Genomic DNA, 23994 nt, shown 5'->3' with positions numbered 1-23994 from the left:
GACACAGGTCCGAGCACGCAGGCGGTGGCCGAAGAACTCGCCGCGCATTCGAGCGCAACGCCTGCACTGCATCATCAGTCAGACTGTCATGCGCCATTCACGACACGGCAATCGGCCGGGCGTGATTGACGGGGCTCGGCTCATTCGAAATATTGCGGCTCACTCGAACAATGAAATCTCGCCATAACCACGCATAGGGGTTGAGCGGACATGCGCAGCAAGAATGTGGTGATCACCGGTGCCGGCAGTGGTATCGGTCGCGAGCTGGCCCTACAACTGGCGGCACGCGGCAACGCCCTGGCCCTGGCCGATCTCGACCCGCAAAGCCTCGACGAAACCCTGATCCAGGCCCGCCTGATCGGCGCCGGCCCCTTGCTGGGGCAGGCGCTGGATGTCAGTGACGAAGCGCAGGTGCGGGATTTCGCCACGCAGGTAACGGCCAGCTTCGGCACGGTCGACGTGCTGATCAACAATGCCGGCATCACCCGCTTCGGTGACTTCGCCTCGACCTCAGCGGAAGCCTTCCGCAAGGTGCTCGACGTCAACTTCTGGGGCGTGGTGCATGGCAGCCGGGCCTTTCTCCCGGCCCTGCGCGCCAGCCGCGGCAGCCTGGTGAATCTCTCCAGCCTGTTCGGCCTGATCGGCGTCGCCGGCCAGGCCCACTACTGTGCCAGCAAGTTCGCCGTGCGCGGCTTCAGCGAGGCACTGCGCCAGGAGCTCAAGGCCGACGGCGTGCATGTCGCCTGCGTGCACCCGGGCGGTGTCCGCACCCGCATCGCCCGCAGCGCCAGCTTCGACCAGGCTGTCGATGACCAGGAGGCGCTGATCAGCCGCCTGGAGAAGAACACCCTCAAGCTGCCTGCCGATGAAGCCGCACGCATCATCATCGAAGGTATTCGGCTGCGCCGCGAACGCATTCTGGTAGGCCGCGACGCCAAGTTCGTCGACCTGCTGCAACGCCTGCTGCCCTGTGCCCACACCGGGCTGATCCACCGCCTGCTGGGCAGAGCCTCGGGGCGCAACAAGAGCGCGAACCCATGATCGAGCAACGCCTGATCCACTCCCGTTCGCTACGCTCGCGCCTGCTTGGCGTCGTGCTGCGCTGGCGCCTGAAACCCAAGCTGACCAGCGAAACCTTCGACCCCGTGCGCTTTCGCGCCTGGCTGGAACGCAACAGTGCCGCACGCAAGACCTGCCCGGGCGTGGATATTCGCCAGACCACGGAAGGCCAGCCCCAGGGCGAATGGCATCTGCCGGCTACCGCCGCGCCCGGCCAGTGCCTGCTCTATCTGCACGGTGGCGGTTACCTGTTCGGCTCGCCGCGCACCTACCGCGCCATCACCACCCACCTGGCGCAACTGAGCGGCAGCGCGCTGTTCTCCCTGGACTATCGACTGGCCCCGGAGGCGCCCTTCCCGGCAGCGCTGGAAGACGCCGTGGCCGCCTACACCTGGCTGCTGCAAACCTACCCGGCCCAAGGCATAGTGCTGGCCGGCGACTCCGCCGGCGGAGGCCTGGCCCTGGCACTGCTGCACGCCCTCAAGAGTGCCGGCCTGCCTTTACCCAGCGGCGCCACCCTGCTCTCGCCCTATGCCGACCTGCTCGCCAGCGGCGCCTCGCTGGACAGCAACGCAGCCAGCTGCGCGATGTTCGACGGCAACAGCATCCGCCGCGCCGCCGCCGCGTACCTGGCCGGGCAGGACGGCGCCTCGCCGCTGGCCTCGCCACTGTATGGCGACTTCACCGGTTTTCCGCCCGTGCATATCCAGGTCAGCGACAACGAGGTGTTGCGCGACGACTCGCTGCGTCTGGCCGAGCGCCTCGACCAGGCCGGCGCCGCGGTGCGCCTGGATATCTGGCGCGGCCAGGCACATGTCTGGCCGACCTTCTATCCGCTGCTGCCCGAAGCCGGTCGCAGCCTGCGCGACATGGCCGCGTTCGCCAAGGAACGCTGGCAACGCCAGCCGCTGCCGCAGACACGCCTGCAGGAAGTGTCGGCGTAAGGGTAGCCATCCGAAACCCAGCCCTGAATGTTCTGCCCAATCGCTCAGGCCAAGGCAGCGACCGGCACTAGAGCGAGCGGGAGCGCGCCGGCGCCGGCTTGCGCCGGTACACCAGCCGGTGCGCGGCGGTGACATGAATCGGTTCGCCGGAGAACGTCGGCAGATCGCGCCGCCACTGCGCGCGCCCATCCGCCATCAGTGCCTGGCCGTTGGCCCGCTTGAGGCTCAACGACACATCGAGGATCAGCTCCTGCACGCTCGCCTGACTGAGCAGCATGACGCTGTCGATGGCCTTGCTCAGCGGCACCTCACCGCGCCTGCGCAGGGTCAGCAGCAGGGTGCCGTCTGGGCGCGGCGTGATGGAAATGTCGTGCGCGGGAAACGCGTCGAAGAACGCCTTGATGGCAGCGTGCATGGCTCGGTTCGCTCTCGATAAATGTCGGAGCCTGTGTCGTTGCAGTGCCTGTGCCAATCCGTCGGTACGAAAAACGCCATACGGGTCAGGCACATAGCCAGACCAACCGGCCTACCGCCCCATGCAGAATGCACGACTGGCCGCAACCAGCGTGCAATTTGCATGACGCAGCGCTCGACGCCGGACGCCAATGGGGATAATTCCGTCCCGCACAAACGCAAGAGCCCGCCAAAAGGCGGGCTCTGTGTACCGACGGTTCCGACTTAGAACGGGATATCGTCGTCGAAGCTGTCGTAGTCCGGGGCCGGCTGCTGGGCCGCCGGTTGCGGCGCCGGGCGCTGCGGCGCGGACTGCTGCGGTGCCGGGCGCGACTGCTGCTGGCGCGGGGCGTACTCGCCACCTTCGCTATTGCTGTTACCACGGCCGCCGAGCAGCTGCAGGGTGCCGTTCATGTCGACCACGATCTCGGTGGTGTAGCGCTTGACGCCATCCTTCTCCCACTCGCGGGTCTGCAGACGACCTTCGACGTAGCACTGGCCACCCTTGCGCAGGTATTCACCGGCGATCTCGGCGAGCTTGCCGAAGAACACCACGCGATGCCATTCGGTGCGCTCCTGCTGCTGGCCGGTCTGTTTGTCCTTCCAGCTGTCGGTGGTGGCCAGGGTGATGTTGGTCACCGCGTTGCCGTTGGGCAGGTAGCGGGTTTCCGGGTCGCCGCCGACGTTGCCGATCAGAATGACTTTGTTAACCCCACGGGCCATTTCGTTCTCCTAAGCTCAATGCGTCTCCGCGGCCTCTTCGAGCACCTGCTCGAGCAACACGCGGTCCAGTTGTTGGGTATCCACTTTGATGTACAACGCGGCCTCCTCGGCCACCACCACGGCATCGCTGACGCCGGGTACTGCGAGGAGTCGGCCCACCAGTCCGCTGTCCGCCAGCGCCGTCTCGGCAAGCGGGCGGCGCAAACTGGTCACATAAGGCGGCTCGCGCATGGTAGCAGCTGCCGCGAGCCAGAAAAGCCCCAGCGCCGCACAGCCGACGAAAACCATATCCAGGCCGCCATGCTGGTACAGCCAGCCACCGAGAATGCCACCCAGCGCGGCGCCGAGAAACTGGCTGGTGGAGTACACGCCCATGGCCGTGCCCTTGCCGCCGGCCGGGGCCACCTTGCTGACCAGCGACGGCAGCGAGGCCTCCAGCAGGTTGAAGGCGGTGAAGAACAGCACGAAGCCCAGCACCAGCGCCTTGAGCCCGTGGCCGAAACCCCAGAAGAACAGCTCGCAGAGCACCAGCACCAGCACCGCGCCGCACAGCACACGTTTCATCTGGCGCTTTTTCTCGGCGTAGATGATGAACGGCACCATGCCGAAGAAACCGATCAGCAACGCGCTGAGGTAGACCCACCAGTGCTCTTCCTTGGCCAGCCCGCCTTGCTCTACCAGCGCCAGCGGCAGCACCACGAAACTGGCCATGAGGATGGCATGCAGCACACCGATGCCCAGGTTCAGACGCAGCAACTCGCGGTTGCGCAGCGTTGGCAGCAACGCCTGGCGCGCCACGCCGGACTCACGGTGCTGCAGCGTCTGTGCGGCGCGCGGCACGATCAGGGCAATGATCAGCATGCCGATCAGGGCCATGCCGGCGGTGACCCAGAACAGCCCCGCCAGGCCGAAGGCGCGGGTCAGCAGCGGGCCGATCACCATGGCCACGGCGAACGACAGGCCGATGCTCATGCCGATCATGGCCATAGCCTTGGTCCGGTGCTGCTCGCGGGTCAGGTCCGAGAGCAGCGCCATCACTGCCGCCGAGATGGCCCCGGCGCCCTGCAGCACACGCCCGGCGATCACCCCCCAGATGGTGTCGGCGTTGGCCGCCAGGGCCGCGCCGGCGGCGAAGATCAGCAACCCGGCGAAGATCACCGGCAGGCGGCCGATACGGTCGGAGAGAATGCCGAAGGGAATCTGCAGTACCGCCTGGGTCAGGCCGTAGGCGCCAATGGCCAGGCCGATCAGCGCCGGCGTGGCGCCGTCCAGATCCATGCCATAGGTGGCCAGCACCGGCAGAACCATGAACATGCCGAGCATGCGAAAGGCGAAGACCAGCGCCAGGCCACCGGCGGCGCGGGTCTCGCGGGCGCTCATGCGTTCGCTGTGCAAATCGTGCATCGAAGAACCCTGTGCAAATGAGCCGGCGATTCTAGCAGCAGCGGCACCACCATCACAGGCGCGGCGCTTTGCCGCGTGGTAGCCCGCGGCCGTATACTTCGCGGTTTCCGCCCGCCATGCGAGGCCGTTGTTCGTGGATAAGATTCTGATTCGTGGGGCACGTACCCATAACCTGAAAAACATCGACCTGACCCTGCCGCGCGACAAGCTGATCGTGATCACCGGCCTGTCCGGTTCCGGCAAGTCGTCGCTGGCCTTCGACACACTCTACGCCGAGGGCCAACGCCGCTACGTCGAGTCCCTGTCGGCCTACGCCCGGCAGTTCCTGTCGATGATGGAGAAGCCCGACGTCGACACCATCGAAGGCCTCTCCCCGGCCATCTCCATCGAGCAGAAGTCCACTTCGCACAACCCGCGCTCCACCGTCGGCACCATCACCGAAATCTACGACTACCTGCGCCTGCTCTACGCCCGCGTCGGTACGCCGCGCTGCCCGGACCACGACGTACCACTGGAAGCGCAGACCGTCAGCCAGATGGTCGACCAGGTGCTCGCGCTGCCGGAAGGCCGCAAGCTGATGCTGCTGGCGCCGGTGATCCGCGAGCGCAAGGGCGAGCACCTGTCGGTGTTCGAGGAGCTGCGCGCCCAGGGCTTCGTCCGCGCCCGGGTCAACGGCAAGCTGCATGAGCTGGACGAGCTGCCCAAGCTGGACAAGCAGAAGAAGCACAGCATCGATGTGGTGGTGGACCGCTTCAAGGTGCGTGAGGACCTGCAGCAACGCCTGGCCGAGTCCTTCGAAACCGCACTGAAGCTGGCCGACGGCATCGCCCTGATCGCTCCCATGGATGACGAGCCCGGCGAGGAAACCATCTTCTCCGCGCGTTTCGCCTGCCCGCACTGCGGCCACTCGATCAGCGAGCTGGAACCCAAGCTGTTCTCCTTCAACAACCCGGCCGGCGCCTGCCCGACCTGCGACGGCCTGGGCGTGAAGCAGTTCTTCGACACCCGCCGCCTGGTCAATGGCGAACTGACCCTGGCCGAGGGCGCCATTCGCGGCTGGGACCGGCGCAACGTCTACTACTTCCAGATGCTCGGCTCGCTGGCCGCGCACTATGGATTCAGCCTGGAAGAACCGTTCGAGGAGCTGTCCGCCGACGAGCAGAAAGTCATCCTCTACGGTAGCGGGCGCGACGACGTCGAGTTTCGCTACCTCAATGATCGTGGCGATATCGTCAAACGCTCGCATCCCTTCGAGGGCATCGTGCCCAACCTGGAACGGCGCTACCGAGAAACCGAATCGACCACGGTGCGCGAGGAGCTGGCCAAGTTCCTCAGCACCCAGCCCTGCCCGGACTGCCGCGGTACCCGCCTGCGCCGCGAGGCCCGCCATGTGTGGGTTGGCGAGCGCACCCTGCCGGCCGTCACCGGCCTGCCGATCGGCGATGCCGCCGACTACTTTGGCGGCCTGAGTCTGACCGGCCGGCGTGGCGAGATCGCCGACAAGATCCTCAAGGAAATCCGCGAGCGCCTGCAGTTCCTGGTCAACGTCGGTCTCGACTACCTGACCCTGGACCGCAGCGCCGACACTCTGTCCGGCGGAGAGGCCCAACGCATCCGCCTGGCCAGCCAGATCGGCGCCGGCCTGGTCGGCGTGATGTACATCCTCGATGAGCCTAGCATCGGCCTGCACCAGCGCGACAACGAGCGCCTGCTCGGCACCCTCAAGCACCTGCGCGACATCGGCAACACGGTAATCGTGGTCGAGCACGACGAGGACGCCATTCGCCTGGCCGACTATGTGGTGGACATCGGCCCGGGTGCCGGCGTGCATGGCGGGCGCATCGTCGCCGAGGGCACCGCCGCCGAAGTCATGGCCCACCCGGACTCGCTGACCGGCAAGTACCTGTCCGGGCGCGAGAAGATCCGCTACCCAGCCCAGCGCACCGTGCGTGACAAGAAGCTCTCGCTGAAGATCAAGGGCGCGCGCGGCAACAACCTGCGCAACGTAGATTTGGAGATTCCGATCGGCCTGCTCACCTGCGTCACCGGCGTGTCCGGCTCTGGCAAGTCGACCCTGATCAACAACACCCTGTTCCCGCTCAGCGCCACCGCGCTGAACGGCGCCACTACCCTGGAAGCCGCCGCCCACGACAGCATCGACGGCCTGCAGCACCTGGACAAGGTGGTCGACATCGACCAGAGCCCGATCGGCCGCACACCACGCTCCAACCCGGCGACCTACACCGGCCTGTTCACCCCGATCCGCGAGCTGTTCGCCGGCGTGCCGGAGTCGCGCTCGCGCGGCTACGGGCCAGGGCGCTTCAGCTTCAACGTCAAGGGCGGACGCTGCGAGGCCTGCCAGGGCGACGGCCTGATCAAGGTGGAGATGCACTTCCTGCCGGACATCTACGTGCCCTGCGACGTGTGCAAGAGCAAGCGCTACAACCGCGAAACCCTGGAAGTGAAGTACAAGGGCAAGAACATCACCGAAGTGCTCGACATGACCATCGAGGAGGCCCGCGAGTTCTTCGACGCGGTGCCGGCCCTGGCGCGCAAGCTACAGACGCTGATGGACGTCGGCCTGTCCTACATCAAGCTGGGCCAGTCGGCGACCACCCTGTCCGGCGGTGAAGCGCAACGGGTCAAGCTCTCCCGCGAGCTGTCCAAGCGCGATACCGGCAAGACCCTGTACATCCTCGACGAGCCGACCACCGGCCTACACTTCGCCGATATCCAGCAGTTGCTCGACGTGCTGCACCGCCTGCGCGACCACGGCAACACCGTGGTGGTGATCGAGCACAACCTGGACGTGATCAAGACTGCCGACTGGCTAGTCGACCTCGGCCCCGAGGGCGGCTCCAAGGGCGGCATGATCATCGCCACCGGCACGCCGGAGGAAGTGGCGGCCAACCCGGCCTCGCATACCGGGCACTTCCTCAAGCCGCTGCTGGAACGCGATCGCAGCTGAAAATAAAAAGCCCCGCACTAGCGGGGCTTTTTATTACGGCAGGCGAATCAGGCCAGATCGAAGCGATCCAGCGTCATCACCTTGCTCCAGGCGGCCACGAAGTCCTTGATCAGCTTCGCCTGACCATCGGCGCTGGCGTACACCTCGGCATAGGCACGCAGGATCGAGTTGGAACCGAACACCAGGTCGCTGCGGGTACCGGTGAACTTCACCTTGCCGCTAGCACGGTCCTTGCCCTCGAACACTTCCGCATCGGCACCCACCGCCTTCCACTCGGTGCCCATGTCCAGCAGGTTGACGAAGAAGTCGTTGGACAAGACGCCAACCTTGTCGGTGAACACGCCATGCTGACTGCCATCGTGGTTGGCTCCGAGCACTCGCAGGCCGCCGACCAGTGCGGTCAGCTCCGGCGCAGTCAGGGTCAGCAACTGCGCCTTGTCGATCAGCATGGCCTCGCTCGGCACGCCCAGGTTGCCCTTGCTGTAGTTGCGGAAACCATCGGCAACGGGTTCGAGCACTTCGAACATCTCGACGTCGGTCTGCGCCTGCGTGGCGTCGACACGGCCGGGAGCAAAGGGCACGTCCACGCTCACCCCGGCAGCCTTGGCGGCCATCTCCACGCCCACGTTGCCGGCCAGCACGATGACGTCGGCCAGCGACGCCTTGCCGGAAGCCTTCTGGATCTCCACCAGCTTCGGCAGCGCCTTGATGGCTCGTTTGTTCACCGCCCAGTCCTTCTGCGGCGCCAGAGCCAGGCGCGCGCCGTTGGCACCACCACGCTTGTCGCCGCCACGGAAGGTCGAAGCCGAGGCCCAGGCCACCGATACCAGGTCGCCGACCGACAGCCCGGAAGCCGCGATCTTGGCCTTGAGGTCGGCAATGTCGGCCGCGCTGGGGTTATGCGTGGCAGCTGGCAGCGGGTCCTGCCAGATCAGGTCTTCCTTCGGCACTTCCGGACCAAGGTAGCGAGCCTTCGGCCCCATGTCGCGGTGAGTCAGTTTGAACCAGGCGCGAGCGAACGCTTCGGCGAAGGCCTGAGGGTCATCCAGGAAGCGCTTGGAGATCTTGCCGAACTCGGGGTCGAAACGCAGGGTCAGGTCGGTGGTGAGCATGGTCGGTTTATGGAACTTGCCCGGCACATGAGCGTCCGGAATGATTTCCGGCGCGTCCTTGGCTACCCACTGCTTGGCACCGGCGGGCGACTTGGTCAGCTCCCACTCGTACTTGAACAGGTTCTCGAAGAAGTTGTTGCTCCACAGCGACGGCGTCTTGGTCCAGGTGACCTCCAGGCCACTGGAGACAGTGTCCTTGCCATGGCCACTGCCGAAGTCGCTCATCCAACCCAGGCCCTGTGCCTCAAGCGGGGCGGCTTCGGGTTCCGGCCCCTTGTGCGATTCCGGCGCGGCGCCGTGAGTCTTGCCGAAGGTGTGGCCGCCGGCGATCAGGGCGACGGTTTCCTCGTCATCCATGGCCATGCGGCCAAAGGTAGTACGGATATCCTTGGCGGCTTCCAGGTAGTCGCCACTGGCGTTGGGCCCCTCGGGGTTCACATAGATCAGGCCCATATGGGTGGCGCCAAACGGCGCAGTCAGCTCGCGGTCACCCGTCACACGCTCCGGGTCCACGCCCAGCCAGGCGATCTCCGCCCCCCAGTTCACATCCATGTCCGGTTCCCACACGTCCTCACGTCCAGCCGCGAAACCGAAGGTACGGAAGCCCATGGACTCCAGCGCCACATTGCCGGCGAGAATGAGCAGGTCGGCCCAGGAAATCTGCTGACCGTACTTCTGCTTGATTGGCCACAGCAGGCGGCGAGTCTTGTCGATGTTGACGTTGTCCGGCCAGGAGTTGAGCGGAGCGAAACGCTGTTGACCACGACCACCGCCGCCGCGACCGTCGGTGGTGCGATAGGTACCCGCGGCGTGCCAGGCCATGCGGATCATCTGCGGGCCATAATGGCCAAAGTCGGCCGGCCACCAATCCTGCGAATTGGTCATCAGCTTGACCAGATCGGCCTTCAGGGCCTTGTAGTCGAGCTTCTTGAATTCTTCGGCATAGTTGAATTTTTCGCCGAGCGGGTTGGACTTTTCAGAGTGCTGGTTGAGCAGGTCTACACGTAGCTGGTTGGGCCACCAGTCCTTGTTCGTTGTGCCACCGCCGGCGACATGATTGAACGGACATTTGCCTTGGTTTGACATGGTCGTTTTACCTTTTGTGGTTGTCTTCCATATACCCGGCCCGCAGGACCTGGCACCGATCAGCGAAGCTAGGGCCGACGCCCTGCCATAAGCAGCGCGAGACGGGAATCGGGAGCAAACTAGCGATCAAACCAACCAATCGGATAGAAGGGATGTGCTGCCGATACGGGTCTTGCCTTCAGCGCTGAATCAAGAGTAGAAGACGAACGACAAGTGAACCAATATATTAGATCGACAACCTCGATAGATAATTACTTTCATGACGGCAATAAAAAACCGGGCCAAGGCCCGGTTTTTTGTACATCTGAAGCGACTTATTCAGCAGCTTCTACAGCTTCACCAGCAACCTGACGGTCAACCAGCTCGACGTACGCCATAGGCGCGTTGTCACCAGCACGGAAGCCGCACTTGAGGATACGCAGGTAGCCGCCCTGACGGGTGGCATAACGCTTGCCCAGGTCGTTGAACAGCTTGCCGACGATGGCTTTCGAACGAGTGCGGTCGAAGGCCAGGCGACGGTTGGCGACGCTGTCTACCTTGGCCAGGGTGATCAGCGGCTCGGCAACGCGGCGCAGTTCCTTGGCTTTCGGCAGGGTGGTTTTGATCAGTTCGTGTTCGAACAGCGACACCGCCATGTTCTGGAACATGGCCTTGCGGTGGGCGCTGGTGCGGCTCAGGTGACGGCCACTTTTACGATGACGCATGATTAATTCCTTACCAAACTTTCGGTTCGGTGATTACGGACGATCAGGCAGTAGCCTTATCGTCCTTCTTCAGACTTGCCGGCGGCCAGTTGTCGAGGCGCATGCCGAGGGACAGACCACGGGAGGCCAGAACGTCCTTGATCTCGGTCAGGGACTTCTTGCCCAGGTTCGGAGTCTTGAGCAGCTCTACTTCGGTGCGCTGAATCAGATCGCCGATGTAGTAGATGTTCTCCGCCTTCAGGCAGTTGGCCGAACGCACGGTCAGTTCGAGGTCGTCTACCGGACGCAGCAGGATCGGATCGATCTCGTCTTCCTGCTCGACCACAACCGGCTCACTGTCGCCCTTCAGATCAACGAAGGCCGCCAGTTGGTGCTGGAGGATGGTCGCGGCACGACGGATGGCCTCTTCAGGATCCAGGGTGCCGTTGGTTTCCAGGTCGATGACCAGCTTGTCCAGGTTGGTACGCTGCTCGACGCGAGCGTTCTCCACCACGTAAGCCACACGGCGAACCGGGCTGAACGAAGAGTCCAGCTGCAGACGGCCAATGCTACGGCTCTCGTCTTCATCGCTCTGACGGGCATCAGCCGGCTCGTAGCCACGGCCACGGCGCACGGTGAGCTTCATGTTCAGAGCGCCGTTGTCCGCCAGGTTGGCGATCACGTGGTCACCATTGACGATCTCGACATCGTGATCCAGCTGAATATCGGCAGCGGTGACCACACCCGAGCCCTTCTTGGCCAGAGTCAGGGTGACTTCGTCACGACCGTGCAGCTTGATAGCCAGACCTTTCAGGTTCAGCAGGATTTCAATTACGTCTTCCTGCACACCTTCGATGGCGGAGTACTCGTGGAGTACACCGTCAATCTCGGCCTCGACTACTGCACAGCCAGGCATGGAGGACAACAGGATGCGACGCAGCGCGTTGCCCAGGGTATGGCCAAAACCACGCTCGAGAGGCTCGAGGGTGATCTTGGCGCGGGTCGAACTGACCGCCTGCACATCAATATGGCGGGGGGTCAGGAACTCATTTACCGAAATCTGCATGGATGCACCTATTTTCTAGCCCTTACTTGGAGTAGAGCTCGACAATCAGGCTTTCGTTGATGTCGGAAGACAGATCGCCACGAGCCGGAACGCTTTTGAACACGCCCGATTTCTTCTCAGCATCCACGTCTACCCACTCAACGCGACCACGCTGGGCGCACAGGTCGAGAGCCTGGACGATACGCAGCTGGTTCTTGGCCTTTTCGCGAACAGCCACGACGTCACCAGCTTTAACCTGGTAAGACGGGACGTTCACGGTCGAACCGTTCACGGTGATGGCTTTGTGCGATACCAGCTGACGGGATTCGGCGCGGGTAGCACCAAAGCCCATGCGGTAAACCACGTTGTCCAGACGGCATTCCAGCAGTTGCAGCAAGTTCTCGCCGGTAGCGCCCTTGCGACGGGCAGCTTCCTTGTAGTAACCGCTGAACTGACGCTCCAGCACGCCGTAGATACGACGGACTTTCTGCTTTTCACGCAGCTGGGTGCCGTAGTCGGACTGACGACCACGACGAGCGCCGTGCTGGCCAGGAGCCGATTCGATGTTGCACTTGGATTCGAGCGCGCGCGCACCACTCTTCAGGAAGAGATCGGTGCCTTCACGGCGAGACAGTTTGCACTTGGGACCAATGTAACGAGCCATTCTTCACTGTCTCCTATTACACGCGACGCTTCTTCGGCGGACGGCACCCGTTATGCGGGATTGGCGTCACGTCGGTGATGCTGGCGATTTTGTAGCCGCAACCGTTCAGAGCACGGACAGCGGATTCGCGACCCGGACCTGGGCCCTTGACGTTCACGTCGAGGTTCTTCAGGCCGTATTCCAGAGCAGCCTGACCGGCACGCTCGGCAGCCACCTGGGCAGCGAACGGAGTGCTCTTACGGGAACCGCGGAAACCGGAACCACCAGAAGTAGCCCAGGACAGGGCGTTACCCTGACGGTCAGTGATGGTCACGATGGTGTTGTTGAAAGAAGCGTGGATATGGGCGATGCCATCCACAACTGTCTTTTTGACTTTCTTACGAGTACGAGCAGCAGGCTTAGCCATGACTTAATTCCTGTCGATTCGCGGGCGCAATTACTTGCGGATCGGCTTACGCGGGCCCTTACGGGTGCGCGCGTTGGTCTTGGTGCGCTGACCGCGGACCGGAAGGCCACGGCGATGACGCAGACCGCGGTAGCAGCCCAGGTCCATCAGACGCTTGATTTTCATGTTGATTTCGCGGCGCAGGTCACCTTCGGTGGTGAACTTGGCGACTTCGCCACGCAGCTGCTCGATCTGCTCGTCAGAGAGATCTTTGATCTTTACCGCCGGGTTGACACCGGTGACTGCACAGATTTTCTGAGCAGTAGTCCGACCAACACCGTAGATGTAGGTCAGCGAGATAACAGTGTGCTTGTTATCCGGAATGTTGACGCCTGCAATACGGGCCATTCAGTGGAACTCCAATTGACAGCTACCCACGCCCTGGAAGCCAAGAAATAGGGCGCGCGATATTAGCGCTGTAATAACAAAGAATCAACCCGGCAGCGCACTAGCTGCCGGGCTCATTACGCGTAAATCACACTCAGCCTTGGCGCTGTTTGTGACGCGGCTCCGCGCTGCAGATCACGCGCACGACGCCGTCGCGACGGATGACCTTGCAGTTGCGGCACAGCTTCTTGACCGATGCACGAACTTTCATCAGTAACTCCTAGAACCTTACGGAAACCACTTCAGCGGAGCATGCCGCTGCCGTAGCCCTTCAGGTTGGCTTTCTTCATCAGGGATTCGTACTGGTGCGAAACGAGGTGCGATTGTACTTGCGACATAAAGTCCATCACAACCACGACCACGATCAGCAACGAGGTCCCGCCAAGGTAGAACGGTACGTTGGCTGCCACCTGCAGGAACTGCGGGAGCAGGCAAACGGCCGTCATGTACAGAGCACCGAACATGGTCAAGCGAGTCAGCACGCCATCGATGTAGCGCGCGGATTGCTCACCCGGACGGATGCCCGGAATAAAGGCACCAGACTTCTTCAGGTTTTCCGCTACGTCCTTCGGATTGAACATCAGAGCCGTATAGAAGAAGCAGAAGAAGATGATCCCTGCACTAAACAGCAGAATGTTCAACGGCTGGCCGGGAGCGATGGCCTGCGAGATATCCTGCAGCCAGCCCAAACCCTCGGACTGACCAAACCAGGTCCCCAGCGAAGCCGGGAACAGCAGGATACTGCTGGCGAAGATAGCCGGAATGACGCCGGCCATGTTCACCTTCAGCGGCAGGTGGCTGGTCTGCGCAGCGAAGACCTTGCGGCCCTGCTGACGCTTGGCATAGTGCACCGCGATGCGACGCTGACCACGCTCAATGAACACCACAAAACCGATGATCGCGACTGCCAGAAGTGCGACAGCAATCAGGGCAAAGATATTGATATCACCCTGACGCGCCGACTCGAAGGATTGACCGATGGCCCTTGGCAGACCGGCCACGATGCCTGCAAAAATCAGCATCGAGATACCGTTACCAACGCCGCGCTCGGTGATCTGCTCGCCCAGCCACATCATGAACATGGCGCCGGCCACGAAGGTCGTCACCGCCACGAAGTAGAAGCCGAAATCAGTCGTAAACGAGACGCCCTGCCCCGCCAGGCCGACGGACATGCCGACAGCCTGAACGATGGCAAGCACCAGCGTGCCGTAGCGGGTGTACTGGCTGATCTTGCGACGGCCAGCTTCCCCTTCCTTCTTCAACTGCTCCAGTTGCGGGCTGACAGCGGTCATGAGCTGCATGATGATCGACGCCGAGATATACGGCATGATCCCCAGTGCAAAGATGCTCATGCGCTCCAGCGCGCCACCGGAAAACATGTTGAACAGGCTAAGAATGGTCCCCTCGTTCTGCCGAAACAGGTCGGCCAGCCGGTCAGGATTGATTCCGGGCACCGGAATGTGCGCACCGATCCGATAGACGATGATCGCCAGGAACAGAAAACGCAGTCGAGCCCAGAGCTCGGACAACCCGCCATTGCTGAGCGCGGAGAGAGCACCTTGCTTAGCCATTTAGTCCTCGAACTTACCGCCAGCTGCTTCGATAGCCGCACGCGCACCCTTGGTGGCGGCGATACCTTTCAGGGTGACCGCGCGACCAACTTCGCCGGACAGCATGACTTTCACACGCTGTACGTTTTGGTTGATTACGTTGGCATCCTTCAGCGACTGCAGGGAGACGACATCGCCATCCACCTTGGCCAGCTCGGAAGTGCGCACTTCAGCGCGATCCATGGCCTTCAGGGAAACGAAGCCGAACTTCGGCAGACGACGGTGCAGCGGCTGCTGACCACCCTCGAAACCGGGAGCAATTTTGCCACCGGTACGAGAGGTCTGACCTTTGTGACCACGGCCAGCAGTCTTACCCAGACCGCTACCGATACCACGGCCTACGCGAAGCTTCTCGCGACGGGCACCCGGCGCGGAGCGCAGATCGTTCAGTTGCATGATTAACCCTCCACCTTCAGCAGGTAGTAAGCCTTGTTGATCATGCCGCGGTTTTCAGGAGTGTCCTGAACTTCGACGGCGTGACCGATACGACGCAGGCCAAGACCCTTGACGCAGGCTTTGTGGTTGGCCAGACGGCCGTTGGTGCTTTTGACCAGAGTGACTTTTACGGTAGCCATGATCAGAGAATCTCCTCGACGCTCTTACCACGCTTGGCAGCCACGGAATCCGGCGACTGCATGGCCTTCAGACCCTTGAAGGTGGCATACACCACGTTCACCGGGTTGGTAGAGCCGTAGCACTTGGCCAGAACGTTCTGCACACCAGCCACTTCCAGCACGGCACGCATGGCGCCGCCGGCGATGATGCCGGTACCTTCGGAAGCCGGCTGCATGAAGACGCGGGAAGCGCCATGCACAGACTTCATCGGGTATTGCAGGGTGGTGCCGTTCAGGTCGACCTGAATCATGTTGCGGCGCGCAGCTTCCATCGCTTTCTGGATAGCGGCTGGCACTTCGCGGGATTTGCCGCGACCGAAACCAACGCGGCCCTTGCCATCACCTACCACGGTCAACGCGGTGAAGGTGAAGATACGGCCACCCTTTACGGTCTTGGCAACGCGGTTAACCTGGACCAGCTTCTCGATGTAGCCTTCGCCCTGGGCATCGTCGCGGTTGTCGCGATCGCGCTTTTGCTCGTGATTTGCCATAACTTAGAACTCCAGCCCGCCTTCACGAGCAGCATCAGCCAGCGCTTTCACACGGCCGTGGTACTTGAAGCCAGAACGGTCGAACGCTACCTGGGTAACGCCAGCGGCTTTCGCACGCTCAGCAACCAGCAGGCCGACTTTCTTGGCCGCGTCGACGTTGCCGGTGGCGCCGTCACGCAGTTCTTTGTCCAGGGTCGAGGCGCTGGCCAGAACCTTGGCGCCGTCGGCCGAAATGACCTGGGCGTAGATGTGCTGGGAAGAGCGGTACACGCTGAGGCGTACGGTTTCCAGCTCGCGCATTTTCAGGCGTGCCTTGCGAGCGCGACGCAGACGAGTTTCTTTCTTTTCGCTCATTTGCTATGCCCTACTTCTTCTTAGCTTCTTTGCGACGTACGACTTCGTCGGCGTAACGCACACCTTTGCCTTTGTAAGGCTCAGGACGACGGAAGTCGCGGATCTCCGCAGCCACCTGACCAACCAGCTGCTTGTCGATGCCCTTGATCAGGATATCGGTTTGGCTGGGGGTTTCGGCGGTAACGCCCTGCGGCAGTTCGTAGTCGATCGGATGGGAGAAGCCCAGCGCGAGGTTCAGCACCTGGCCCTTGGCTTGAGCTTTGTAGCCCACACCGACCAACTGCAGCTTGCGCTCGAAGCCTTGGCTCACGCCAATGACCATGTTGTTGACCAGTGCACGAGTGGTACCGGCCATGGCGCGGTTCTGCTGATCGCCATTACGGGCAGCGAAACGCAGCTCACCAGCTTCCTGGATCACTTCCACAGACGAGTGCACATTCAGTTCCAGAGCGCCCTTGGCACCCTTCACCGAGAGCTGCTGACCAGCGAGTTTAACCTCGACACCTGCCGGCAGCTTGACGGGGTTCTTAGCAACGCGAGACATGCTTATCCCCCCTTAGAACACGGTGCAAAGCACTTCACCGCCGACACCGGCAGCGCGTGCAGCGCGATCAGTCATCACACCTTTGTTGGTGGAGACGATAGAAACGCCCAGACCGCCGCGAACTTTCGGCAGCTGATCAGCAGGCTTGTACTGGCGCAGACCAGGACGGCTGACACGTTTCACTTCCTCGATGACCGGACGGCCTTCGAAGTACTTCAGCTCGATGGACAGCTGCGGCTTGACGTCGCTGCTGACCTGGTATCCCGCGATGTAACCTTCATTCTTGAGAACGTTGGCTACTGCCACCTTCAGCTTGGAAGACGGCATGCTTACTACCGACTTTTCAGCCATCTGGGCATTACGGATACGAGTTAGCATGTCCGCTAACGGGTCCTGCATACTCATGGGCTAGATGCTCCTGATACAAATAAAAACAGCCTTACGGCTGAAACCATCCTCGACTCGGCAAATGCCAGACTCGGGAGAGCCGGACATTCTAGAGATCGATCAAAAATGAATCAAGCCCCAAAGGGGCCTGATCAGTAAAAACAAAGCCGGCTCTAGGCCGGCTTCGCTTTTTTTACCAGCTGGCTTTCACCAGACCCGGTACATCACCGCGCATCGCAGCTTCGCGCAGCTTGTTACGGCCGAGGCCGAACTTGCGGTACACGCCGTGCGGACGGCCGGTGATGCGGCAACGGTTACGCAGGCGGCTGGCGCTGGCGTCACGCGGTTGCTTTTGCAGGGCAATCTGGGCTTCCCAACGCTGCTCCGGAGTGGAGTTCGGGTTGGCAATCGCAGCTTTCAGCTCGGCACGCTTTTTGGCGTACTTGGCTACCGTTTGCTGACGCTTCAGCTCACGGTTTTTCATGCTCATTTTGGCCATGTTCCAAACTCCAATCAGTTGCGGAACGGGAAGTTGAAGGCGCGCAGCAGAGCACGACCTTCATCATCCGTACGAGCGGTGGTAGTCAGAGTGATGTCCAGACCACGCAGCGCATCGATCTTGTCGTAATCGATTTCCGGGAAGATGATCTGCTCTTTGACGCCCATGCTGTAGTTGCCACGACCGTCGAAGGACTTGGCATTCAGGCCGCGGAAGTCACGCACGCGCGGCAGGGAGATCGCGAGCAGGCGATCCAGGAATTCGTACATACGATCGCGACGCAGGGTCACTTTGACGCCGATCGGCCAGCCCTCGCGAACCTTGAAGCCTGCAATCGACTTGCGAGCGAAGGTCACGACCGGCTTTTGACCGGTGATCTTTTCCAGGTCGGCAACAGCGTTCTCGATGATTTTCTTGTCACCGATCGCTTCGCCAAGACCCATGTTCAGGGTGATTTTGGTAACGCGCGGAACTTCCATCACGTTGGCCAGCTTCAGTTCTTCCTTCAGCTTGGGCGCGATTTCCTTCCGGTAAATCTCTTTCAGTCGTGCCATGGTGTTTTACCTATGCTTCTCAAGCGCCAACCGGCTTTTGGGTGGACTTGAAGACACGAATTTTCTTGCCGTCTTCGACTTTGAAGCCAACGCGGTCAGCCTTGTTGGTTTCGCTGTTGAAAATGGCAACGTTAGAGACGTGCAGAGGCGCCTCTTTCTCGACGATACCGCCTTGAGCACCCAGCATCGGGTTCGGCTTGGTGTGGCGCTTCACCAGGTTGATCCCACCAACGACCAGACGGTCGTCAGCGAGAACCTTGAGCACCTTGCCACGCTTACCTTTGTCTTTGCCGGCGATCACGATGATCTCGTCGTCACGACGAATCTTTTGCATGACGGCTTCTCCTTACAGCACTTCGGGGGCGAGCGAGACGATCTTCATGAACTTCTCAGAGCGAAGTTCACGAGTTACCGGCCCGAAGATACGGGTGCCGATCGGCTCTTGCTTGTTGTTCAGCAGAACAGCAGCGTTGCCATCGAAGCGGATGATCGAGCCATCGGCACGGCGAACACCGTGACGGGTACGGACCACAACAGCGGTCATTACCTGGCCTTTCTTCACCTTGCCGCGCGGAATCGCTTCCTTCACGGTGACCTTGATGATGTCGCCAATACCGGCGTAACGACGGTGCGAACCACCCAGGACCTTGATGCACATAACGCGACGAGCACCGCTGTTGTCAGCGACGTCGAGCATGGATTGAGTCTGAATCATATCTTTCTCCGACCCTTAGTCCTTAGACTTCCACAGCACGTTCGACGACTTCCACCAGGGACCAGTTCTTGGTCTTGGCCAGCGGACGGGTTTCACGAATAGTGACCTTGTCGCCGATCTTGCACTGGTTGGTTTCGTCGTGAGCGTGCAGCTTGGTCGAGCGCTTCACGTACTTACCGTAGATCGGGTGCTTAACGCGACGCTCGATCAGAACGGTGATGGTCTTGTCCATTTTGTCGCTGACGACGCGGCCAGTCAGCGTGCGGACGGTTTTCTCAGCTTCAGCCATGATCACTTACCTGCCTGCTGGTTGAGCACAGTTTTCACGCGAGCAATGTCGCGCTTCACTTGCGAGAGCAGGTGAGACTGCCCCAACTGACCAGTGGCTTTCTGCATACGCAGATTGAACTGGTCACGCAGCAGACCGAGCAGTTGCTCGTTCAGCTGCTGAACCGATTTTTCACGGAGTTCATTCGCTTTCATCACATCACCGTCCGCTTAACAAAAGAGGTGGCGAGTGGCAGCTTTGCAGCAGCCAGGGCGAAAGCCTCACGCGCCAGCGCTTCCGGAACACCTTCGATCTCGTACAGCACCTTGCCCGGCTGGATCTGGGCTACCCAGTACTCCACGCCACCCTTACCTTTACCCATACGAACTTCGAGGGGCTTTTTGGTAACCGGCTTGTCCGGGAACACGCGGATCCAGATCTTACCGCCACGCTTAACGTGACGAGTCAGGGCGCGACGGGCTGCCTCGATCTGACGAGCAGTCAGGCGACCACGAGAAACAGCTTTCAGGGCGAATTCGCCGAAGCTGACCTTGCTACCGCGATGGGCCAGACCACGGTTGTGGCCGGTCATCTGCTTGCGGAATTTTGTACGCTTGGGTTGCAGCATTTTGCGTACTCCTTACTTGGCAGCTTTTTTACGAGGAGCGGGCGCTTGCGGCTTCAGCTCTTCAGTGCGGCCACCAATGACCTCACCCTTGAAGATCCAAACCTTCACACCAATCACACCGTAGGTGGTGTGCGCTTCGTAGGTTGCATAGTCGATGTCGGCGCGCAGGGTGTGCAGAGGCACACGACCTTCGCGGTACCACTCGGTACGGGCGATTTCCGCACCACCGAGGCGACCACTTACCTGGATCTTGATGCCCTTGGCACCAATGCGCATGGCGTTCTGCACGGCGCGCTTCATAGCGCGACGGAACATGACGCGACGCTCCAGCTGCTGAGCAACGCTTTGTGCTACCAGCATACCGTCGAGCTCCGGCTTGCGGATCTCTTCGATGTTGATGTGCACCGGCACACCCATTTGCTTGGTCAGGTCCTGACGCAGCTTCTCAACATCTTCACCTTTCTTGCCGATCACGATGCCGGGACGAGCGGTGTGGATGGTGATGCGTGCGGTTTGAGCCGGGCGAGCAATGTCGATACGGCTAACGGACGCGCTTTTTAGTTTGTCTTGGAGGTACTCACGAACCTTAAGGTCGGCAAACAGATAATCAGCGTATTGACGCTTGTCTGCGTACCAAACGGAGGTGTGCTCCTTGACGATTCCCAGGCGAATGCCAGTGGGATGTACTTTCTGACCCATCTGATCGACTCCGTTACTTGTCCGCAACCTTGACAGTGATATGGCAAGACCGCTTGACGATGCGATCAGCGCGGCCTTTGGCACGCGGCATGATGCGCTTCAGCGAACGCCCCTCGTTGACGAAAACGGTGCTGACCTTCAGGTCGTCAACGTCTGCGCCTTCGTTGTGCTCGGCGTTGGCAACGGCCGACTCCAGCACTTTCTTGATGATCTCGGCGGCTTTCTTCGAGCTGAAAGCCAGCAGGTTGAGCGCTTCGCCCACCTTCTTCCCGCGGATCTGGTCGGCGACCAAGCGGGCTTTCTGGGCGGAGATTCGAGCGCCCGACAGCTTAGCGGCTACTTCCATCGTTCCTTACCCCTTAACGCTTGGCTTTCTTGTCCGCCACGTGCCCACGATAAGTGCGGGTACCAGCGAACTCGCCGAGTTTGTGGCCGACCATGTCTTCGTTCACGAGGACCGGGACATGTTGACGACCGTTATGCACAGCAATGGTCAGACCGACCATTTGCGGCAGAATGATGGAGCGACGCGACCAGGTTTTCACCGGCTTGCGATCGTTCTTTTCCACCGCCACTTCGATCTTCTTCAGTAGGTGAAGATCGATAAAAGGACCTTTTTTCAGAGAACGCGGCACTGTCGTATCCCTCTAATTACTTGCGGCGACGAACGATCATGTTGTCGGTGCGCTTGTTGGAGCGAGTCTTCGCACCCTTGGTCGGGAAGCCCCACGGCGAAACCGGGTGACGACCACCAGAAGTACGACCCTCACCACCACCATGCGGGTGATCGACCGGGTTCATGGCAACACCACGAACGGTCGGGCGAACGCCGCGCCAGCGTTTGGCACCAGCTTTACCCAGGGAACGCAGGCTGTGCTCGGAGTTGGAGACTTCGCCCAGGGTCGCACGGCACTCGGCCAGGACCTTGCGCATCTCGCCGGAGCGCAGACGCAGAGTGACGTAGGCACCTTCACGAGCTACCAGCTGGGCGGAAGCACCAGCGGAGCGAACCAGCTGAGCACCTTTACCCGGCTTCAGTTCGATACCATGAATGGTCGAACCAACGGGGATGTTGCGCAGCGGCAGGGTATTGCCAACCTTGATCGGTGCAGCGGAACCGGACACCAGCTGATCGCCAGCGCTCACACCCTTCGGCGCGATGATGTAGCGACGCTCACCGTCGGCATATTTCAGCAGAGCGATGTGCGCGGTGCGGTTCGGGTCATATTCCACGCGCTCAACAACGGCAGGGATGCCATCCTTGTTGCGACGGAAATCGACCAGACGGTAATGCTGCTTGTGGCCACCGCCGATGTGGCGAGTGGTGATACGACCGTTGTTGTTACGGCCGCCAGTCTTCGACTTCTTCTCGAGCAGCGGAGCATAAGGAGCGCCTTTGTGCAGCTCCTGATTGACCACCTTGACCACGAAACGGCGGCCAGCGGAAGTCGGTTTGCATTTAACGATTGCCATGATGCGCCCCTACCTTACTCAGCACTGCTGGTGAAATCGAGATCCTGGCCCGGCTGAAGGGAGACATAAGCCTTCTTCCAGTCGTTACGCTTGCCCAGGCCGCGAGCGGTACGCTTGGTCTTGCCCTGTACGTTGACAGTGCGGACGGTAGCGACTTGCACGCTGAACAGGCCTTCTACGGCCTTCTTGATTTCCAGCTTGGTTGCATCGGTGGCAACCTTGAAAACGAATTGGCTCTTACCATCTGCCAGCACGGAGGCTTTCTCGGAGATGTGCGGGCCAACCAGCACTTTGAATACGCGTTCCTGGTTCATGCCAGCAGCTCCTCGAATTTCTTCACGGCCGACACGGTAACCAGCACTTTGTCGAACGCGATCAGGCTGACCGGGTCGGAGCCATGAACATCGCGAACATCAACATGCGGCAGGTTGCGCGCAGCCAGGTACAGGTTCTGGTCAACGGCTTCGGTAACGATCAGCACGTCAGTCAGACCCATGCCGTCCAGCTTGCCCAGCAGGCCTTTGGTTTTCGGGGCGTCGACTGCGAAGTCTTCGACCACGACCAGGCGATCCTGACGAACCAGCTCGGAGAGGATGGAGCGCAGAGCTGCGCGGTACATCTTCTTGTTCAGCTTCTGGCTGTGATCTTGCGGCTTGGCTGCGAAGCTCACGCCACCGCCACGCCAGATCGGACCAACACTGGAACCAGCACGAGCACGACCAGTGCCCTTCTGACGCCACGGCTTCTTGCCGCCACCAACTACTTCAGCACGAGTCTTCTGACCACGAGTACCCTGACGACCGCCAGCCATGTAGGCGACGACAGCCTGGTGCACCAGAGTCTCATTGAACTCACTGCCGAAAGCGCGCTCGCTGACTTCGATAGCCTGAGCGCCATTTACATTCAGTTGCATCTCAGCTTCCCCTCTTAACCGCGAGCTTTGACAGCCGGACGCACAACCACATCACCGCCGGTAGCGCCAGGAACGGCACCTTTTACCAGCAGCAGATTGCGTTCGGCGTCGACACGGACCACTTCAAGGGACTGCACAGTCACGCGCTCAGCGCCCAGGTGACCGGACATTTTCTTGCCCTTGAATACACGACCAGGAGTCTGGCACTGGCCGATGGAGCCCGGAGCACGGTGGGAAACGGAGTTACCGTGGGTGTTGTCCTGACCGCGGAAGTTCCAGCGCTTGATGGTACCGGCATAGCCTTTACCCTTGGACTGACCGGTGACATCCACCAGCTGACCAGCCTGGAACAGTTCGGCAGTAACCTGATCGCCAGCCTGGTAGTCGCCTTCTTCAAGACGGAATTCCCAGACGCCACGACCAGCAGCGACATTAGCCTTGGCGAAGTGACCAGCCTGCGCTTTGGTTACGCGGGAAGCGCGACGCTCGCCCACGGTCACCTGAATAGCGCGGTAGCCATCGCTTTCTTCGGATTTGAACTGGGTGACGCGATTCGGCTCGATCTCAATGACCGTGACCGGAATGGAGACACCTTCTTCGGTGAAAATGCGGGTCATGCCGCACTTACGACCGACTACACCAATAGTCATGTTGTAAACCTCATGAGTGTACGGGGCTTTCACCCGCTATGGCCGCCCATTTCAGAGCGTTACACGACTAAAACCCCAAGGTTTTAGCCGAGGCTGATCTGCACTTCCACGCCTGCAGCAAGGTCGAGCTTCATCAGCGCGTCGACGGTTTTATCCGTCGGCTGGACGATGTCCAGAACACGCTTATGAGTGCGAATCTCGTACTGGTCGCGCGCGTCTTTGTTGACGTGCGGAGAAACCAGAACGGTGAAACGCTCCTTGCGAGTAGGCAGAGGAATAGGACCACGCACCTGAGCACCAGTACGTTTCGCGGTTTCCACGATTTCCTGGGTAGATTGATCGATCAGGCGATGGTCAAAAGCCTTCAACCGAATACGGATTTGTTGGTTTTGCATTTTGACCTCAGACTCTATCTCTGCTATCCCCAACGGACGGACTACGCCCGTTAAAAGGAGGCGTGATTGTACGGATGCACCCTAGGGGTGTCAACTTTTGATCAGAAAAACAGAAAAGGCCCCGAAGGGCCTTTTCTTTTACCGCATCAATCGATTACTCGACGATTTTGGCAACCACGCCAGCACCAACGGTACGGCCGCCTTCGCGAATCGCGAAGCGCAGACCA

35 protein-coding genes and 1 pseudogene are annotated in these 23994 nt (G+C 60.9%); 3 read left to right on the top strand and 33 right to left on the bottom strand.

What is annotated here, in order from left to right:
* Positions 1 to 210 precede the first annotated feature (210 nt).
* Positions 211 to 1041, top strand: coding sequence for an SDR family oxidoreductase (locus tag AYB31_RS12570; protein ID WP_068829036.1), 831 nt, complete (start codon positions 211 to 213; stop codon positions 1039 to 1041).
* Positions 1038 to 2003: an alpha/beta hydrolase gene (locus AYB31_RS12565; RefSeq protein WP_082805292.1), complete on the top strand. Its 966-nt coding sequence runs from the start codon at positions 1038 to 1040 to the stop codon at positions 2001 to 2003. The genes AYB31_RS12570 and AYB31_RS12565 overlap by 4 nt, the downstream gene beginning before the upstream one ends.
* A gap of 67 nt (positions 2004 to 2070) precedes the next feature.
* Here the strand turns inward: AYB31_RS12565 and AYB31_RS12560 are convergent, their stop codons facing one another.
* From AYB31_RS12560 to AYB31_RS12550, 3 genes are all read right to left on the bottom strand, one after another.
* On the bottom strand, positions 2071 to 2418 hold the full coding sequence (locus tag AYB31_RS12560; protein ID WP_068829035.1) for a hypothetical protein: 348 nt from the start codon (positions 2416 to 2418) through the stop codon (positions 2071 to 2073).
* A gap of 263 nt (positions 2419 to 2681) precedes the next feature.
* A complete protein-coding gene (locus AYB31_RS12555) occupies positions 2682 to 3179 on the bottom strand; it encodes a single-stranded DNA-binding protein (protein ID WP_068829034.1) in 498 nt (165 codons plus the stop codon).
* Between the two features lie 15 nt (positions 3180 to 3194).
* On the bottom strand, positions 3195 to 4583 hold the full coding sequence (locus AYB31_RS12550) for an MFS transporter (RefSeq protein WP_068829033.1): 1389 nt from the start codon (positions 4581 to 4583) through the stop codon (positions 3195 to 3197).
* Between the two features lie 133 nt (positions 4584 to 4716).
* On the opposite strand from AYB31_RS12550, the gene uvrA reads away from it, so the two are divergent.
* On the top strand, positions 4717 to 7551 hold the full coding sequence (gene uvrA / locus AYB31_RS12545) for an excinuclease ABC subunit UvrA (RefSeq protein WP_068829243.1): 2835 nt from the start codon (positions 4717 to 4719) through the stop codon (positions 7549 to 7551).
* Between the two features lie 47 nt (positions 7552 to 7598).
* Here the strand turns inward: uvrA and katG are convergent, their stop codons facing one another.
* From katG to AYB31_RS21160, 30 genes and pseudogenes are all read right to left on the bottom strand, one after another.
* Positions 7599 to 9749 (bottom strand): catalase/peroxidase HPI, encoded by a 2151-nt coding sequence (gene katG, locus AYB31_RS12540; RefSeq protein ID WP_068829032.1) that lies wholly within the window; start codon positions 9747 to 9749, stop codon positions 7599 to 7601.
* Positions 9750 to 10063: 314 nt separating this feature from the next.
* Positions 10064 to 10453, bottom strand: coding sequence for a 50S ribosomal protein L17 (gene rplQ, locus AYB31_RS12535; RefSeq protein WP_021702687.1), 390 nt, complete (start codon positions 10451 to 10453; stop codon positions 10064 to 10066).
* Between the two features lie 43 nt (positions 10454 to 10496).
* Positions 10497 to 11498 carry a DNA-directed RNA polymerase subunit alpha gene (locus tag AYB31_RS12530; protein WP_043310325.1) on the bottom strand — a complete coding sequence of 334 codons (1002 nt, stop codon included), beginning with the start codon at positions 11496 to 11498 and terminating at the stop codon, positions 10497 to 10499.
* Between the two features lie 22 nt (positions 11499 to 11520).
* Complete coding sequence (gene rpsD, locus AYB31_RS12525; protein WP_068829031.1) at positions 11521 to 12141, bottom strand: 30S ribosomal protein S4; 621 nt, start codon at positions 12139 to 12141, stop codon at positions 11521 to 11523.
* Between the two features lie 16 nt (positions 12142 to 12157).
* A complete protein-coding gene (gene rpsK / locus AYB31_RS12520; RefSeq protein WP_068829030.1) occupies positions 12158 to 12547 on the bottom strand; it encodes a 30S ribosomal protein S11 in 390 nt (129 codons plus the stop codon).
* Positions 12548 to 12577: 30 nt separating this feature from the next.
* A complete protein-coding gene (gene rpsM, locus AYB31_RS12515; protein WP_068829029.1) occupies positions 12578 to 12934 on the bottom strand; it encodes a 30S ribosomal protein S13 in 357 nt (118 codons plus the stop codon).
* A gap of 133 nt (positions 12935 to 13067) precedes the next feature.
* Complete coding sequence (rpmJ, locus tag AYB31_RS12510; RefSeq protein WP_043217073.1) at positions 13068 to 13184, bottom strand: 50S ribosomal protein L36; 117 nt, start codon at positions 13182 to 13184, stop codon at positions 13068 to 13070.
* A 31-nt stretch (positions 13185 to 13215) separates the two neighbouring features.
* Positions 13216 to 14544, bottom strand: a complete 1329-nt coding sequence (secY, locus tag AYB31_RS12505) for a preprotein translocase subunit SecY (protein ID WP_068829028.1) — start codon at positions 14542 to 14544, stop codon at positions 13216 to 13218.
* Positions 14545 to 14979 (bottom strand): 50S ribosomal protein L15, encoded by a 435-nt coding sequence (rplO, locus tag AYB31_RS12500; RefSeq protein WP_068829027.1) that lies wholly within the window; start codon positions 14977 to 14979, stop codon positions 14545 to 14547.
* Positions 14980 to 14981: 2 nt separating this feature from the next.
* Positions 14982 to 15158 carry a 50S ribosomal protein L30 gene (gene rpmD / locus AYB31_RS12495; RefSeq protein WP_068829026.1) on the bottom strand — a complete coding sequence of 59 codons (177 nt, stop codon included), beginning with the start codon at positions 15156 to 15158 and terminating at the stop codon, positions 14982 to 14984.
* Positions 15159 to 15160: 2 nt separating this feature from the next.
* Positions 15161 to 15688, bottom strand: coding sequence for a 30S ribosomal protein S5 (gene rpsE / locus AYB31_RS12490; RefSeq protein WP_068829025.1), 528 nt, complete (start codon positions 15686 to 15688; stop codon positions 15161 to 15163).
* A 3-nt stretch (positions 15689 to 15691) separates the two neighbouring features.
* Positions 15692 to 16042 carry a 50S ribosomal protein L18 gene (gene rplR / locus AYB31_RS12485; protein WP_068829024.1) on the bottom strand — a complete coding sequence of 117 codons (351 nt, stop codon included), beginning with the start codon at positions 16040 to 16042 and terminating at the stop codon, positions 15692 to 15694.
* A 10-nt stretch (positions 16043 to 16052) separates the two neighbouring features.
* Entirely contained in the window at positions 16053 to 16586 is a 534-nt protein-coding gene (rplF, locus tag AYB31_RS12480; RefSeq protein ID WP_068829023.1) for a 50S ribosomal protein L6, read from the bottom strand.
* Between the two features lie 12 nt (positions 16587 to 16598).
* Positions 16599 to 16991, bottom strand: coding sequence for a 30S ribosomal protein S8 (rpsH, locus tag AYB31_RS12475; protein ID WP_068829022.1), 393 nt, complete (start codon positions 16989 to 16991; stop codon positions 16599 to 16601).
* Positions 16992 to 17166: 175 nt separating this feature from the next.
* Entirely contained in the window at positions 17167 to 17472 is a 306-nt protein-coding gene (gene rpsN / locus AYB31_RS12470) for a 30S ribosomal protein S14 (RefSeq protein ID WP_068829021.1), read from the bottom strand.
* Between the two features lie 14 nt (positions 17473 to 17486).
* Complete coding sequence (rplE, locus tag AYB31_RS12465; RefSeq protein WP_068829020.1) at positions 17487 to 18026, bottom strand: 50S ribosomal protein L5; 540 nt, start codon at positions 18024 to 18026, stop codon at positions 17487 to 17489.
* 19 nt (positions 18027 to 18045) lie between these two features.
* Positions 18046 to 18360 carry a 50S ribosomal protein L24 gene (gene rplX, locus AYB31_RS12460; protein WP_068829019.1) on the bottom strand — a complete coding sequence of 105 codons (315 nt, stop codon included), beginning with the start codon at positions 18358 to 18360 and terminating at the stop codon, positions 18046 to 18048.
* A 12-nt stretch (positions 18361 to 18372) separates the two neighbouring features.
* Positions 18373 to 18741 (bottom strand): 50S ribosomal protein L14, encoded by a 369-nt coding sequence (gene rplN, locus AYB31_RS12455; protein WP_003243907.1) that lies wholly within the window; start codon positions 18739 to 18741, stop codon positions 18373 to 18375.
* 22 nt (positions 18742 to 18763) lie between these two features.
* Positions 18764 to 19030 carry a 30S ribosomal protein S17 gene (gene rpsQ / locus AYB31_RS12450; protein WP_068829018.1) on the bottom strand — a complete coding sequence of 89 codons (267 nt, stop codon included), beginning with the start codon at positions 19028 to 19030 and terminating at the stop codon, positions 18764 to 18766.
* 2 nt (positions 19031 to 19032) lie between these two features.
* The gene (gene rpmC, locus AYB31_RS12445) at positions 19033 to 19224 is read right to left on the bottom strand and encodes a 50S ribosomal protein L29 (RefSeq protein WP_016490538.1); all 192 of its coding nucleotides are present in this window, start codon (positions 19222 to 19224) and stop codon (positions 19033 to 19035) included.
* Complete coding sequence (gene rplP, locus AYB31_RS12440; RefSeq protein ID WP_068829017.1) at positions 19224 to 19637, bottom strand: 50S ribosomal protein L16; 414 nt, start codon at positions 19635 to 19637, stop codon at positions 19224 to 19226. Before rplP ends, rpmC begins: the two co-directional genes overlap by 1 nt.
* A gap of 12 nt (positions 19638 to 19649) precedes the next feature.
* Positions 19650 to 20336 carry a 30S ribosomal protein S3 gene (rpsC, locus tag AYB31_RS12435; RefSeq protein WP_068829016.1) on the bottom strand — a complete coding sequence of 229 codons (687 nt, stop codon included), beginning with the start codon at positions 20334 to 20336 and terminating at the stop codon, positions 19650 to 19652.
* Positions 20337 to 20349: 13 nt separating this feature from the next.
* Positions 20350 to 20682 carry a 50S ribosomal protein L22 gene (gene rplV, locus AYB31_RS12430; RefSeq protein ID WP_003210077.1) on the bottom strand — a complete coding sequence of 111 codons (333 nt, stop codon included), beginning with the start codon at positions 20680 to 20682 and terminating at the stop codon, positions 20350 to 20352.
* A 13-nt stretch (positions 20683 to 20695) separates the two neighbouring features.
* Positions 20696 to 20971 carry a 30S ribosomal protein S19 gene (rpsS, locus tag AYB31_RS12425; RefSeq protein ID WP_068829015.1) on the bottom strand — a complete coding sequence of 92 codons (276 nt, stop codon included), beginning with the start codon at positions 20969 to 20971 and terminating at the stop codon, positions 20696 to 20698.
* 16 nt (positions 20972 to 20987) lie between these two features.
* Positions 20988 to 21809 (bottom strand): 50S ribosomal protein L2, encoded by an 822-nt coding sequence (gene rplB / locus AYB31_RS12420; protein WP_068829014.1) that lies wholly within the window; start codon positions 21807 to 21809, stop codon positions 20988 to 20990.
* A gap of 14 nt (positions 21810 to 21823) precedes the next feature.
* Positions 21824 to 22123, bottom strand: coding sequence for a 50S ribosomal protein L23 (gene rplW, locus AYB31_RS12415; RefSeq protein ID WP_068829013.1), 300 nt, complete (start codon positions 22121 to 22123; stop codon positions 21824 to 21826).
* A complete protein-coding gene (gene rplD / locus AYB31_RS12410) occupies positions 22120 to 22722 on the bottom strand; it encodes a 50S ribosomal protein L4 (protein WP_068829012.1) in 603 nt (200 codons plus the stop codon). Before rplD ends, rplW begins: the two co-directional genes overlap by 4 nt.
* A gap of 14 nt (positions 22723 to 22736) precedes the next feature.
* Positions 22737 to 23372: a 50S ribosomal protein L3 gene (gene rplC, locus AYB31_RS12405; protein WP_068829011.1), complete on the bottom strand. Its 636-nt coding sequence runs from the start codon at positions 23370 to 23372 to the stop codon at positions 22737 to 22739.
* A gap of 83 nt (positions 23373 to 23455) precedes the next feature.
* Positions 23456 to 23767, bottom strand: a complete 312-nt coding sequence (gene rpsJ / locus AYB31_RS12400) for a 30S ribosomal protein S10 (protein ID WP_003186070.1) — start codon at positions 23765 to 23767, stop codon at positions 23456 to 23458.
* Between the two features lie 154 nt (positions 23768 to 23921).
* Positions 23922 to 23994: pseudogene (locus tag AYB31_RS21160) on the bottom strand (hypothetical protein); the annotation flags it as partial.

Origin of the sequence: Pseudomonas sp. BMS12 (genome assembly GCF_001592875.1) — a bacterium.
Taxonomy (GTDB): Bacteria; Pseudomonadota; Gammaproteobacteria; order Pseudomonadales; family Pseudomonadaceae; genus Aquipseudomonas.
Note: the sequence above shows the minus strand (reverse complement) of the source record. Positions and strands in the feature narration are given on the sequence as shown.